Below are 12,306 nucleotides of genomic sequence, written 5' to 3'. Positions count from 1 at the left end.
GGGTGGTCGAGGGGGATCGGGGGGGGGGATCGGGGGCGTCAGCCCCAGTGGTGGTCGGCCTCGTCGAAACGTTCGAGCCCGACGATCTCGGAGAACTCGGCATAGGCGACCATGCGGTCGGCCACGCCCCGGGGCGTGCCGTCGCTTTCCAGCCGGCCAAGCACGTCCGACACCGCGCGGACCGAGGCGAACAGCGCGGTCAGCGCGTAGAACACCATGCTGAAGCCCATCTCTTGCAGGTCCGCGGTCCGCAGCGCCACCGTCTCGTTGCCGTCGACGATGCTGACCACCTTCGGCCCGGGCACGCCGCGGGCGACCGCCTCGACATCGGCGATCTGCTTGATGCCGTCGACGAAGACCAGGTCGACCCCGGCGTCGCGATAGAGGTTCGCGCGCCGGATCGCCTCGTCGATGCCATGGGCGCCCAGCGCGTCGGTCCGGGCGATGATCATCATGTCCGAACTGCCGCGCGCCTCGACGGCGCAGTGCAGGCGGCGCAGGTTCTCCTCGGCAGGGATGACGCGGACGCCGGCGCGCTGGCCGCAGCGCTTGGGCATCTGCTGATCCTCAAGATGGATCGCGGCGACGCCGGACTGGGCGTATTCCTCGACCGTGCGGATCAGGTTGGCGATGCCGCCATAGCCGGTGTCGGCATCCGCGATCACCGGGAGTGCGGTCGCGCGCACCATGTCGCGGGCATGGCCGGTCATCTCGGTCTGCGACATCAGCCCGATGTCGGGCAGGCCGAGCCGCGCGGCGGTGGCGCCGAAGCCAGTCATGTAGACGGCCTCGAAGCCCGCGCGTTCGACCAGCCGCGCGGTCAGCGCATCCGGGGCCCCGGGCGCGCGGACCAGCGTCCCGGCATCGATCATCGCGCGCAGGCGGGCGGCGGGGGTGGGGATCTGGGTCATGTCCGGGCCCTCCTCAGCGGCCGCCCGAGACATCGACGAGCACGGCGGTGATGTAGCTCGACGCGGGCGACAGCAGCCAGACCGCCGCTTCGGCCACCTCGGCCGCGGTGCCCAGCCGGTGCATCGGGATCACGTTCGACATCGCCTCGATCTTCGCGGGATCCGCGAAGACGTCCTTCTGGATCGCGGTGTCGATGACCCCGGGCGCCAGCGCGTTCACGCGGACCTCGGGGGCCAGCTCCTTCGCCAGCGCCACGGTGAACGACGCGATGGCGCCCTTGGTCGTGGCATAGGCGATGTTGCCGACCATGCCGCCCGTGCGCCCGGCGATCGACGAGAGGTTGACGATCGAGCGTCCCTCGCGCGCCGACATGTTCGACACGAAGGCATGCGAGACATGGAAGGCCGAGCGCAGGTTCACGCCCAGCACCCGGTCAAGCTCGACCGGGTCGTAGTCGCGCACCGACATCCGGCGCCCGATGATGCCCGCGTTGTTCATCAGGTGGTCGATCGGGCCCCAGTCCGCCGCGAGCTTCGCCATCGCCGCCTCGACCGCGGCATAGTCCGAAACGTCGACCTTCTGGGCATGGACCATGTCGGGATGGGCATCCGACAGGTCGGACAGCGCCGCATCCTGCAGGTCCCAGACCGCGACCTGCGCGCCGTGCGACAGCAGCAGGTCGGTGGTCGCGCGACCGATGCCGGCGGCGCCGCCGGTCACGAGGATCTTGCGTCCCGCAAAGAACGACGCGGGGGCAGGGGCGAATTGCATGGTCAGTCTCCTCCGGTGTGGGCTGCCCCTTAGATCCGTCCGCGTCCGCCGGAAGTCAACTGGTATCCCAGTTAATGTATCCTACTTGCGGAATTTCAGATCGGCCCTATAGTCCGGCCCCGGAGGGTCCCGAGTGGGGGACGGACAACAGGGAGGGTTTCCATGGCAACCGCAGCCATTCGTGCATCCGCGACATCCGAGGTGCGCGACCGCACCATCCGCAAGCTGAACATGCGCATCGTGCTGTTCGCCTTCATCTGCTTCATGGTGAACTACCTCGACCGGGCGAACCTCGGCTTCGCCGCGCTGCACATGAACGACGACCTGGGGCTGACGGCGCAGATGTTCGGCCTGGGCGCGGGCATCTTCTTCATCGGCTACATGGCGTTCGAAGTGCCGTCGAACATGATGCTGCACCGGTTCGGCCCCCGGGTCTGGATCGCGCGGATCATGGTGACCTGGGGCATCGTGTCGTGCTGCATGGCGCTGGTGACCGGCCCGGCCAGCTTCTACATCCTGCGCTTCCTGCTCGGGATCGCCGAGGCGGGCTTCGCGCCGGGCGTGCTGCTGTACCTGACCTACTGGTTCCCGAAGAAAGAGCGCGGCCGCGCCGCGGCGCTGTTCATGACCGCGACGGTCCTGTCGATCGTCCTCGGCGCGCCGCTGTCGGGCTGGCTGATCGACGCCTCCGAGGGGCTTTTCAGGCTGCACGGCTGGCAGAACATGTTCATCCTCGAAGGCGTGCCGGCGGTGCTGCTGGGCATCTTCACCCTCTTCTACCTCATCGACCGGCCCGAGAACGACACCCGCTGGCTGGCCGAGGACGAGCGGCGCTGGCTGATCGCCGAGCTTGAGGCCGAGCGGCGCGAGCATGGCGACGATACCCGCCACAGCCTGCGCGAGGCCCTGTCGGACGGCCGGGTCTGGCTGCTGACCGCGGTCTACATGTTCTACGGCATCGCGGTGTACGGCGTGCTGATGTGGCTGCCGCAGATCGTGCGGTCGCTGGGCGACTACACGGCGCTGCAGACCGGCTTCATCTCGGCGATCCCGTTCTGCTTCGCCGCCGCGGGTCTGGTGGTGCTGTCGCGCAGCTCGGACCGCACGGGCGAACGCAAGTACCACAACGTCGCCGCGGGCGTGTTCGGCGGCCTGCTGCTGGGCCTGAGCGCGCTGGTCGCAAGCCCGGTGCTGGGCCTGGCGATCCTGTGCGTCTGCGCCTTCTTCCTGTGGTCCTATCTCGGGATCTTCTGGACGCTGCCCACGCAGTTCATGTCAGGGGCGGCCGCGGCCGGCGGCATCGCCGCGATCAACGGCTTCGCGCAGCTTGGCGGCTTCACCGGCCCCTACATCGTCGGCTTCGTGCGCGAGACGACCGGCAGCTTCCAGATCGCGCTGCTGACGCTGGCGATCTTCCCGCTGATCGGGGCGGCGCTGCTGATGACCTTCCGCGCCCGGCGCGACTGACCGCGCGGCCACGGGGCGGCGGCGCGGCCCGCGGGGCCGCGCCATCCGCGTCTTGACCGCGGCCCGCGCCCCCCGCATCTATGCACCATGTCCAGACAGCCCGCCGCCCCTCGCGAGAACCTTGCCGCCCGCATCGCCGAGCACATCCGCGCGGCGATCATCGACGGTGAGCTGGAGCTGGGCGAGAACCTGTCCGAGGACAGCCTCGCCACCGCCTTCGGCTGCAGCCGGACCCCGGTGCGCGCGGCGCTGAACCAGCTGCAGATCGAGGGGCTGGTGCATGTGGTGCCGCAATCGGGCACCTACATCTTCCGCCCCACGCACGAGGACGTGGCCGAGCTGTGCGATTTCCGCGCGACGCTGGAAATGGCGGCGGCGCGCGACATCGCCGGGCGGCCGCAGCCCGCGCTTGCCCGGCTGCTCGAGGATCAGATCGCCGCGATGGAGCGCGCCGCCGCCGCCGGCGACAGCGAGGGCTACGGCCGGGCCGACACCGCGTTCCACCGCGCCATCGTCGAGGCCGCAGGCAACCGCCACCTGCAGCAGGCCTATCTCAACATCCTTGGCCGGGTCGCGGCGCTGCGCACCCATCTCGTGCGCCATGCCGAGGGCGAGCCGGCGCGGTCGTTCGCCGATCACCGCCGGATCGCCGCGATGACGGCCTCGGGCGCGATGGCCGAACTGCCGGCCCTGCTCGAACATCACATCCTGCGCACGCGCGAGAACTACCTGAACGCGATGGCGCGGCGGGCGTCGGGATGGGGCGATCCGCGGACCGAGCGGCTGCGCCGCCGGCTGCTGCGCGACGGTGCCGAGACCTTCGCGACCGAGGCCGCCGGCGCCCGCGCGCCGCGTGCCGCGCCCGGTGAGACGGTGCCCGGCCCGAAAGGTTAGCGCGCCCGGGCGCGGGTCCTGCCCGAACGGGGCCCGGTCGCGCGGCCGGTTGACGGACCGCGTCGCGCCGCCCCTAGCGCGCGCCGGCGCCGCAGCTTTCGCGGATCACGAGGCTTGGCGTCAGCCAGTGCACCGAGGGTGCCGCACCGCCCGAGGCCTGCTCGATCAGGAGTTCCGCCGCAAGCCTGCCGAGCGCCGCGATCGGATGCGCGACCGTGGTGAGGCGCGGGACGGAATAGCTGGCCTCGCGGATGTCGTCGAACCCGACGACGGCAAGGTCGTCGGGCACGCGCAGGCCGCGATCCGCCGCGGCGCGCAGGACCGAGAAGGCGATGATGTCGTTGCCCGCGAAGATCGCCGGCGGCCGGTCCTCGGACAGAAGCCGGCAGGCGAGCGAATAGCTGCTGTCGCGGTCGTAACCGCTGTGATGCAGCTCCGGCGTCAGCCCGGCGGCTTCCATGCAGCGCCGATAGCCCGTCGCGCGTTCGTTGCCGAGCGAGGCCGGGCCCGCCAGCGCCACGATCCGCCGGTGGCCAAGCGACATCAGGTGGCGGGTCGCGATCTCGCCGCCCAGGATGTTGTCGGTCTTGATCAGCGTCGTGGCACCGCTGTAGTTCATTGCCCGGTCCAGCAGCACGCAGGGCACGGCCAGCTCTCCGATCAGGCGGCGCAGCTCCTCCGAGGTGCTGCCCGAGATCAGGACCACGCCGTCGACCCGCCGGTCGACGAGCGTGCGGACATAGTTCAGCTCGCGCCCGGCATCCTGATCGGAATTGCACAGGATCAGCGAATAGCCGCGGCTGTCGACCTCGGCCTCGATCGCGCGCGCAAGCTCGGCGTAATAGGGGTTGGCGATGTCGGGGAAGACAAGGCCCAGCACCTTCGAGCGGTTGCCGCGCAGCGCCTGCGCCAGCAGGTTCGGCCGATAGCCAAGCTCTGCGATCGCGTCGAGCACGCGCTGGCGCGTCTCGGCCGCCACCGGGCGGGGCCCGTCGTTGATGACGTAGCTGACCACGGCCGTCGAGGTTCCCGCCCGTTTCGCGACGTCCGCCCGCGTGACCATTCCCTGTGCCGCCTCCGTTATCCCGCGCTCACCGCCGCCGGTCGTATCCTGCCGGCTTTCTCAAGAAAAGCATCCGAACATGTGCGCAACGACCCGCTGGCACAGCAGGCTGTCGGGATCGCCGAAGCCGGTGTTGGCGGCATGGTGGTTGGCCCCGGGGATCGGCATCAGCTCGGCCCGGTTCCCGGCCGCCTGCCAGGCGGCGCAGAAGTCGGTCGACTGGCGGTGGAACTCGTCGCTTTCCTCGGCCCCCCAGGCGACAAGCTGGGGCGGAAGGTCGGCCCGCGCGAGGACCATGGGCGAATTGCGGGCGATCTGCTGGCCGGTCAGCTGGATCTTGGGCTGCAGCCATGTCCACTGGAACGGCTGCAGGTCGTACAGCCCCGAGATCGGGCAGCCGCCCTTCACCGTGTCGGCGGGCAGGTCGTAGTCGCCGGCCCAGTCGGTCAGCGAGACCATGGCCGTCAGGTGGCCGCCGGCGGAATTGCCGGTGACGTAGAGGCGGTCGCCGTCGGCGCCCAGGGCCGCGGCATTGGCATGCAGCCAAGCGACCGCCGCGCGGCACGAGCGGGTGATCTCGTCGATCGTCACCTTGGGGCAGACGTCGTAATCGATGACCGCGACCGACACGCCATGCGCGTTCAGGCCGCGCGCGACCCACGAATAGTTCTCCTTGCGCAGGCGGCCGTCGAACCAGTAGCCGCCGTGGATGAAGACAAGGATCGGGCTGCCGGCGCCGGCCGAGAAGAAGTCGAGCGACTCGAGCCGGGTCGGGCCGTACTTGAGCCCGGCCTGCATCTTCAGCTCGCGCCGGGCCGCGGCGGCCCATTCGATGCGCGAGGCGATCACCTTCTCGAAGATCGACGGGTCGGTGATCCGCGCCTCGGGGCGGTATTCGTCGTCAAGCTCTTCCTGGGTGCGGAACTGTCGGTAGAGGGTCATGGGTGCGGTCTCCGCGCAGGTTCAGCCGGTCATGCCGCTGCGGGCGACCGAATTGACGAAATAGCGTTGCAGCCAGAGCATCAGCCCGGCCGGGACGATCGACAGCACGAGCGCGCCCGCGAACATCTGCGAGAAGTCGACGGTGCCCGCGAGGCTGACGAGGCTGGCCAGCGCGACCGGCCCCACCTGCATGTCGGGCCGGGTCGAGATCAGGAGCGGCCAGAGATAGGCCTGCCACTGGAAGACGAACAGCGTCAGCCCCGCCGCGATCACCGGGCCCTTTGAGATCGGAAGATAGACGCTCCAGAGCACGCGCAGCCAGCTGGCGCCGTCCAGGCGCGCCGCCTCGGCCAGGGATTTCGGGATGCCGGCGAAGAACTGGCGCAGCAGGTAGATCGCGAAGCCGTTGCCCAGCCCCGCCAGCGACAGCCCGAAATACGAGTTTGTCAGCCCCAGATCGCGCACCGTGGCCGACAGCGGCACCGCGACCGCGTCGAAGGGCACGCTGAAGCCGATGACGAAGAAGCCGAACAGCAGGTTCTGGCCGGGGAAGGTCAGCACCGAAAGCGCGAAGCCGGCAAGAAGCGCCATCGAGATGCCGACGACGGTGGTGATCGCGGTCACGATCAGCGAGTTCAGCAGCGACCGCCCGAACCCGGTGCCCATCAGCCCCGAGATGTTGGCCAGCGTCCATTCGCGCGGCCAGATCGAGTGCCAGCTCAGCGGGTGGAAATGGGCGAAGATCTCGGCGTTCGGGCGCAGGCTCGAGGTGAACATCCAGATCACCGGCAGCATGAACGCGAGCGCCGCGAGGAAGCCCAGAAGGGTGAAGACGATCTGTCGCGACAGGCGGGCGAAGCGGGTCATCAGGTATTGCTCCGAAGCAGGCGGAACTGCAGCGCCACGATCGCCAGCATCACGATCAGCACCAGCACGATCTGGGCATTGGCAAGCGAGACGTCGCCCTGCAGGTAGGCCTGCGTGTAGATCTCGTACATCAGGAAGCGGGTCGTGTAGTTCGGACCGCCCTGGGTCAGGATCGCGGCCGGCACGAACTGCAGGAAGTTCGCGACGGTGTTGGCCACGACGACGAAGGCGAGCGGGCGGCGAAGCAGCGGCAGGGTGATCGAGAAGAAGGTGCGCAGCGCGCCCGCCCCGTCCATGGCCGCGGCCTCCTTCACGTCCTCGGGGATGTCCTTGAGGCCGGCGATCAGGAAGACCATCCAGTAGCCGACCCCGATCCACGAGGCGGTGAGCACCACTGACCACAGCGCCTGGTCGGGCGAGGCCAGGAAGGGTTGCGCGGCGATGCCAAGGCGTTCGAGCGCCGCGTTCAGGATGCCGTCGCCGCGCATGGCGGTGCCCCAGACCACGGCCGAGACCGCGACGGGGATGGTGATCGGGATGAAGACCAGCGTGCGCCAGAACGACATCGCCCAGCCGCGCTGCACGAACAGCAGCGCCAGCAGCAGCGCCGCCACCGTCTGCACCGCGACGGTGACAATCACGAAGGTGACCGTCACCTTCATCGACTGCAGGAAGGTCGGAGACTGGGTGAAGAGGAAGACGTAATTGTCGAACCAGACCCAGATTTTCTCGTCCGGATTGAAGAAGGAGGCCTGGCGGAAGCTGTCGACAAGCGCGATCAGCGCCGGCACCACGCGCAGCACCAGCAGCGCGAGGATGGCCGGCGCGCAGAGCAGCCAGCCCATGGCCCAGTCGTTGCCAAGGCCGAGGCGGGCGCGTCGGCGTGCGGCGGGGGGAGTGTCGGTCATCTGCGTCTGCCTGTCGTTTCGGGTGCGGCCCGGCCGCCGGGCCGGGCCGCGCGGTGTCAGCGGATCCGCGACAGCGTCGTCTGCAGCTGCGACTGCGCCTGGTCGAGGCGCGCCGCGGCGTCGGTGCCGTTGATGATGTCCATGTTCGCCTGCAGGAATTCCGTCTCGAACTGGATGTAGCCGACCGAGGCGGGGCGATGGACGCAGGTGGTGCTCACCTCGTGCTCGATCAGCTCGGTCAGCCCGTCGAGGTTCGGGCTCGCGCTTTGCATCGCTTGCGAGACCTTGTTCATCACCAGCAGGTTCGCGGGCACGTTGGGCGATTCCGCCGCCGCCGCGAGGCCGCCCTCTTCGGTGGTCGCAAGCCACTTGAGGAATTCGACCGCCTGGGCCTGGTGCTTGGAATACGGGTTCACGCCGATCGCGAAGCTGTCGCAGGGCGTGTAGGGCGTTCCGCCCTCCCACATCGGGAAGGCCGCGACGCCGAAGGTCTTGCCCTGCTTCTGCAATTCGCGGACCCGGTCGCTGGTGGTGGCAAGGAACGGGGTCTGGCCGGCAAGGAAGATGCTGTCCATCTGGGTGAAGGGCACGCCGCGCGGCGCGAGCCCGTCGGCGTAAAGCCCGCCATACCAGGCCATCGCGGTCTTCCATGCCGCGCCGTTGACGTTCGGGGTCAGCATGTTCGGACCTTCAAGCCCGATCGAGCCGCCCGCCGACATCACGATCGGCTGCAGCTGGTAGAAGGTGTGCCCCTGCGAGAAGGCGATGCCGTAGTCGAGCGACAGCTTTTCCTTGATCTCCTTGGCCTCGGCAGTCAGCGCCTGCCAGGTGATGCGCTTGTCGGGGTCGATCGACGGCGGGGCGACGCCCGCCTTCTCAAGCAGTTCGGGGTTGTAGATGAGGATCTGGGTCGAGTTGAAGACCGGCACCGCGTAGAGCTTGTCGCCGTAGGTCACGGCCTTGAGCGATTCCGGGTTCGTCGTCTTTTCGAGATCGGCGCCGAGGATCGGGCCCAGGTCGGTGAGAAAGCCGCGCGCGGCCTGCGAGGCGGTGCGGGGGGGATCGACGATCAGCATGTCGAAGGAATCGTCCTTCGAGCGCATCCGCGCCTCGATCACGTCGTTGAGCTGGGCGAAGGGGATCACCTCCTGCTCGATCTTGATGTCGGGATGCGCGGCGCTCCAGGCCTCGATCGCCGGGCCGAAGTAGGTGGCCTTGCAGCACGAGACGTAGTGCAGGGTGACCGGGCCGGTGTCGCCGGCGCCGGTGATCTGCTGGGCGAGGGCGGGAACCGCGGTGGCGACAGTCATCACCGTGGCGGTGACGAGGCGTTTCAGCATGGTGTCTCTCCGTTGGTGAGTTTCAGGGCCGGTCATTCCAGGCGCCGGCCGCTTTCGGTGTCGAACAGGTGGACCCGGCCGGTCGGCACGCCGATCTGCACCGGCTGGCCGGGATGGTCGGCCACGCGGTCGCGCAGCACCGCCGACAGCGTCTCGCCGCCGGCGTCGAGCCGGACCTGGGTGTCGGCGCCCATCGGCTCGACCAGTGCGACCTGTGCCGCAACGCCGTGGCTGACAAGCGAGAGGTCCTCGGGGCGGATGCCGTAGGTGACGCCGGGCCGGTCGCGCGCCGCCGACGGCGGCACCGGCAGCGCGAGGCCGCGATCGGACACGAAGCGTCCGTCGCGGATCGCGCCGGGCAGCAGGTTCATCGCCGGCGAGCCGATGAAGCCCGCGACGAACAGGCTTTCGGGGCGGTCGTAAAGCGCGAGCGGCGCGCCCATCTGCTCGATCCGGCCGCCGTTCATCACGACGATCCGGTCGGCCATGGTCATCGCCTCGATCTGGTCGTGGGTGACGTAGATCGTGGTGGTGGCAAGACGCTGGTGCAGGGCCTTCACCTCGCTGCGCATCTGCACGCGCAGCTTGGCATCGAGGTTCGACAGCGGCTCGTCGAACAGGAACACCGCCGGATCGCGCACGATCGCCCGGCCCATCGCCACCCGCTGGCGCTGGCCGCCCGACAGCTCTCGCGGCAGGCGGGTCAGGTAGTCGTCCAGCCCCACGATCGCGGCCGCCTGGCGGACCCGGGCGTCGATGTCGGCGCGCGACAGCCCCTTGATCTTCAGCGAGAACGCCATGTTCTGCGCCACCGTCATGTGGGGGTAGAGCGCGTAGTTCTGGAACACCATCGCGATGTCGCGGCCCTTGGCCGGCACCTCGTTCACGCGCTGCCCGCCGATCGACAGATCGCCGCCCGTGATCGTCTCGAGCCCGGCGATCATGCGCAGCAGCGTCGATTTCCCGCAGCCGGAGGGCCCGACCAGGGCCACGAACTCCCCGTCCGCGATGTCCATCGAGACGGACCGGACCGCTTGCACGGTGCCGTAGAACTTCTCGACCTGTGTGAGTGAAACCTCAGCCAATGTGACGCCTTCCGCTGGGCAGACCGGAAATCAACGCGGTTGTCTTTTCGATCTACTCGTGTAGATAACGACTCATCGGTAACAAGATCCAGCCCCCCTGTCAAAGACTGGATGCAGGCCCGGCAGGGGACGCGGGAGCAGAGACGGAAGGACAGACATGTCTGCGCTGAAAGTGCTGATCGTGGGCGAGACCTGGATCACGACCTCGACCCATACGAAGGGCTTCGACTCCTTCATCACCTCCAGCTACGGCGAGGGATACTCCTACCTGAAGACGGCGCTCGAGGACGGCGGTGCCGAGGTGACGGTCATCACCAACGAGCGCGCGCCGATCGATTTCCCCGACACGGTCGAAAAGCTGGCGGCCTATGACGTGCTGGTCCTGAGCGACATCGGCGCCAACACGCTGCTGCTGACGCCCGACACCTGGAAGCTGGCGCGCGTGGCGCCGAACCGCCTCGAGGTGATCCGCGATTACGTGATGCAGGGCGGCGGCCTGGTGATGGTGGGGGGGTATCTCACCTTCACCGGGATCGACGCGAAGGGCTTCTGGAAGGACACGCCGGTCGAACCCTGCCTGCCGGTGCGGCTGATGGCGACCGACGATCGGTCCGAGCAGCCGCAGGGCATCAGCGGGACCACGGTGAAAGCCGATCACCCGATCCTGGCGGGCGTGCCCGAGGGCTGGCCGGCGGTGCTGGGCTACAACCGCACGACCCTGGCCGAGGGGGCAGAGCTGATCGCGACCATCGGCGCGGATCATCCGTTCATCGCCGCCGCCGACTGCGGCAAGGGACGCAGCGTCGTCTTCACCTCGGACTGCAGCCCGCACTGGTGCCCCGAGCCCTTCCTTGCCTGGGAGGGCTATCCGGTGCTGTGGCGCAACATCTGCGCCTTCGCGGCGGGTCGCTCCTGATGGTGCTCCCGCTCCTGCTCGATTGCGACCCCGGCAATGACGATGCCGTCGGCATCCTCGCGGCGATGGGCGATCCGGCGCTGCGTCTTCTCGCGGTGACGACCTGCTTCGGCCATCTCTCCGGAGCGAGGACGGCGCAGAACGCCGCGATCGCGGTCGCGGTCGGCGGGGGCGGGGTGCCGGTGCACCGCGGTGCGGACGAGCCGCTGAAGCGCGAGCGGATGGTGGCGCGGTTCCTCGATCTCGAGACGGCGCTCGACGCCGAGCGGCCCGACCTGCCGAGCGTCGCGCTGTCCCCGGCCACGAGCGTCGAGGCGCTGTCGGCGGCCCTTGCCGCCGAACCCGGCGCCACGATCGTCACGACCGGCCCGCTGACCAACATCGCGCTGCTTCTGGAACGGGATCGCGATGCCCGCGACCGGATCGGCGCGCTGATCTCGCTCTCCGGGGCGTGGGGCCTCGGGACCAAGACGCCCGCGGCGGAATGGAACGTGCTATCCGATCCCGATGCGGCGGCCGCGGTCTTCTCGGCGGGGCTCGACCTGACCCTGATCCCCGTCGACGCGGCCGTGCACGTTCCGATCGAGGCGGCGACCATCGCCGCGCTGGCGGCCTTGCCGGGCCCGGTCGGCGGCTTCGCGGCCGAGCTTCTGCGCTCGTTGCAGGCGGTGCACCGCGCGCCGCCGGTCGGCCCCGCCGCCGCGCCGCTGAACGACCCCTGCGCCGTGCTCGTCGCCGCCCAGCCCGATCTGGCCGAGACCCGGCCCGCGCAGGTGACCGTGGACCGGCGCGACGGGCTGACCTATGGGCGCACGGTGTTCGATTTCGCCGGAGATCACCCGAATGCCCGGGTGGTGACCCGGATCGATGCCGCCGGGCTGAACCGCCGCCTCACCGAGGTCGTGGCCCGTCTGGCAAGCCGCGAGACGGCGTGAGCCCGGGGACGGCCCTTCCAACCGGCCGGCGAGGCTTCCCCCCCGGCGCCGAGCGTCGGTGACATCAGCCGCGAAGGCGGGCGAGATGTCGCCCGCTTTCCGGCGGTCCGGGGGGGGGGAACTGACGCCGCGCGGACCGGACGCCCCTGCGGGCGAGGCGGCGGCGACCGGCCAGCCCGGTGCGCGCTCCGTCGCGCGGGGGCTTC

Annotated in this window: 12 protein-coding genes; 4 read left to right on the top strand and 8 right to left on the bottom strand. The window is 69.5% G+C overall.

Translation table 11 applies throughout. The features are described from left to right. Positions 1–38: 38 nt before the first annotated feature. Both V8J39_RS14175 and V8J39_RS14170 read right to left on the bottom strand, forming a co-directional pair. Entirely contained in the window at positions 39–911 is an 873-nt protein-coding gene (locus V8J39_RS14175) for an isocitrate lyase/PEP mutase family protein (RefSeq protein ID WP_336461578.1), read from the bottom strand. 13 nt (positions 912–924) lie between these two features. Next, the gene (locus V8J39_RS14170; RefSeq protein ID WP_336461577.1) at positions 925–1,683 is read right to left on the bottom strand and encodes an SDR family NAD(P)-dependent oxidoreductase; all 759 of its coding nucleotides are present in this window, start codon (positions 1,681–1,683) and stop codon (positions 925–927) included. A 162-nt stretch (positions 1,684–1,845) separates the two neighbouring features. Between V8J39_RS14170 and V8J39_RS14165 the strand changes: the two genes are divergently transcribed. Both V8J39_RS14165 and V8J39_RS14160 read left to right on the top strand, forming a co-directional pair. Then, on the top strand, positions 1,846–3,150 hold the full coding sequence (locus V8J39_RS14165; protein WP_336461576.1) for an MFS transporter: 1,305 nt from the start codon (positions 1,846–1,848) through the stop codon (positions 3,148–3,150). An 87-nt stretch (positions 3,151–3,237) separates the two neighbouring features. After that, the gene (locus V8J39_RS14160) at positions 3,238–4,044 is read left to right on the top strand and encodes a GntR family transcriptional regulator (protein ID WP_336461575.1); all 807 of its coding nucleotides are present in this window, start codon (positions 3,238–3,240) and stop codon (positions 4,042–4,044) included. Between the two features lie 73 nt (positions 4,045–4,117). Here the strand turns inward: V8J39_RS14160 and V8J39_RS14155 are convergent, their stop codons facing one another. The 6 genes from V8J39_RS14155 to V8J39_RS14130 are packed head-to-tail and all read right to left on the bottom strand — an operon-like array spanning position 4,118 to position 10,249. Next, a complete protein-coding gene (locus V8J39_RS14155; RefSeq protein ID WP_336461574.1) occupies positions 4,118–5,107 on the bottom strand; it encodes a LacI family DNA-binding transcriptional regulator in 990 nt (329 codons plus the stop codon). A 60-nt stretch (positions 5,108–5,167) separates the two neighbouring features. Further along, complete coding sequence (locus V8J39_RS14150) at positions 5,168–6,049, bottom strand: alpha/beta hydrolase (protein ID WP_336461573.1); 882 nt, start codon at positions 6,047–6,049, stop codon at positions 5,168–5,170. A 21-nt stretch (positions 6,050–6,070) separates the two neighbouring features. Further along, positions 6,071–6,916 (bottom strand): carbohydrate ABC transporter permease, encoded by an 846-nt coding sequence (locus V8J39_RS14145; protein WP_336461572.1) that lies wholly within the window; start codon positions 6,914–6,916, stop codon positions 6,071–6,073. Continuing rightward, positions 6,916–7,824: a carbohydrate ABC transporter permease gene (locus V8J39_RS14140; protein WP_336461571.1), complete on the bottom strand. Its 909-nt coding sequence runs from the start codon at positions 7,822–7,824 to the stop codon at positions 6,916–6,918. Before V8J39_RS14140 ends, V8J39_RS14145 begins: the two co-directional genes overlap by 1 nt. A gap of 56 nt (positions 7,825–7,880) precedes the next feature. Continuing rightward, complete coding sequence (locus V8J39_RS14135) at positions 7,881–9,164, bottom strand: ABC transporter substrate-binding protein (RefSeq protein WP_336461570.1); 1,284 nt, start codon at positions 9,162–9,164, stop codon at positions 7,881–7,883. A 32-nt stretch (positions 9,165–9,196) separates the two neighbouring features. Beyond that, positions 9,197–10,249, bottom strand: coding sequence for an ABC transporter ATP-binding protein (locus V8J39_RS14130; RefSeq protein ID WP_336461569.1), 1,053 nt, complete (start codon positions 10,247–10,249; stop codon positions 9,197–9,199). A 157-nt stretch (positions 10,250–10,406) separates the two neighbouring features. Here V8J39_RS14130 and V8J39_RS14125 point away from each other — a divergent pair, with 157 nt between their 5' ends. Both V8J39_RS14125 and V8J39_RS14120 read left to right on the top strand, forming a co-directional pair. Then, entirely contained in the window at positions 10,407–11,165 is a 759-nt protein-coding gene (locus tag V8J39_RS14125; RefSeq protein ID WP_336461568.1) for a glutamine amidotransferase, read from the top strand. Further along, positions 11,165–12,100 (top strand): nucleoside hydrolase, encoded by a 936-nt coding sequence (locus V8J39_RS14120; RefSeq protein ID WP_336461567.1) that lies wholly within the window; start codon positions 11,165–11,167, stop codon positions 12,098–12,100. Before V8J39_RS14125 ends, V8J39_RS14120 begins: the two co-directional genes overlap by 1 nt. Positions 12,101–12,306: the final 206 nt, after the last annotated feature.

It is taken from the genome of Frigidibacter sp. MR17.24, from assembly GCF_037095655.1.
Lineage (GTDB): Bacteria > Pseudomonadota > Alphaproteobacteria > Rhodobacterales > Rhodobacteraceae > Frigidibacter.
The sequence above is the reverse complement of the archived record's forward strand: the minus strand, read 5'-3'. Positions and strand labels throughout refer to the sequence as shown.

What these genes read in the sequence shown, in the direction of transcription:
- V8J39_RS14120 (WP_336461567.1), top strand. Translation starts at nt 11,165, where the DNA reads ATGGTGCTCCCGCTCCTGCTCGATTGCGACCCCGGCAATGACGATGCC.
- V8J39_RS14170 (WP_336461577.1), bottom strand. Translation starts at nt 1,683, where the DNA reads ATGCAATTCGCCCCTGCCCCCGCGTCGTTCTTTGCGGGACGCAAGATC.
- V8J39_RS14150 (WP_336461573.1), bottom strand. Translation starts at nt 6,049, where the DNA reads ATGACCCTCTACCGACAGTTCCGCACCCAGGAAGAGCTTGACGACGAA.
- V8J39_RS14155 (WP_336461574.1), bottom strand. Translation starts at nt 5,107, where the DNA reads ATGGTCACGCGGGCGGACGTCGCGAAACGGGCGGGAACCTCGACGGCC.
- V8J39_RS14140 (WP_336461571.1), bottom strand. Translation starts at nt 7,824, where the DNA reads ATGACCGACACTCCCCCCGCCGCACGCCGACGCGCCCGCCTCGGCCTT.
- V8J39_RS14145 (WP_336461572.1), bottom strand. Translation starts at nt 6,916, where the DNA reads ATGACCCGCTTCGCCCGCCTGTCGCGACAGATCGTCTTCACCCTTCTG.
- V8J39_RS14175 (WP_336461578.1), bottom strand. Translation starts at nt 911, where the DNA reads ATGACCCAGATCCCCACCCCCGCCGCCCGCCTGCGCGCGATGATCGAT.
- V8J39_RS14160 (WP_336461575.1), top strand. Translation starts at nt 3,238, where the DNA reads ATGTCCAGACAGCCCGCCGCCCCTCGCGAGAACCTTGCCGCCCGCATC.
- V8J39_RS14165 (WP_336461576.1), top strand. Translation starts at nt 1,846, where the DNA reads ATGGCAACCGCAGCCATTCGTGCATCCGCGACATCCGAGGTGCGCGAC.
- V8J39_RS14125 (WP_336461568.1), top strand. Translation starts at nt 10,407, where the DNA reads ATGTCTGCGCTGAAAGTGCTGATCGTGGGCGAGACCTGGATCACGACC.
- V8J39_RS14135 (WP_336461570.1), bottom strand. Translation starts at nt 9,164, where the DNA reads ATGCTGAAACGCCTCGTCACCGCCACGGTGATGACTGTCGCCACCGCG.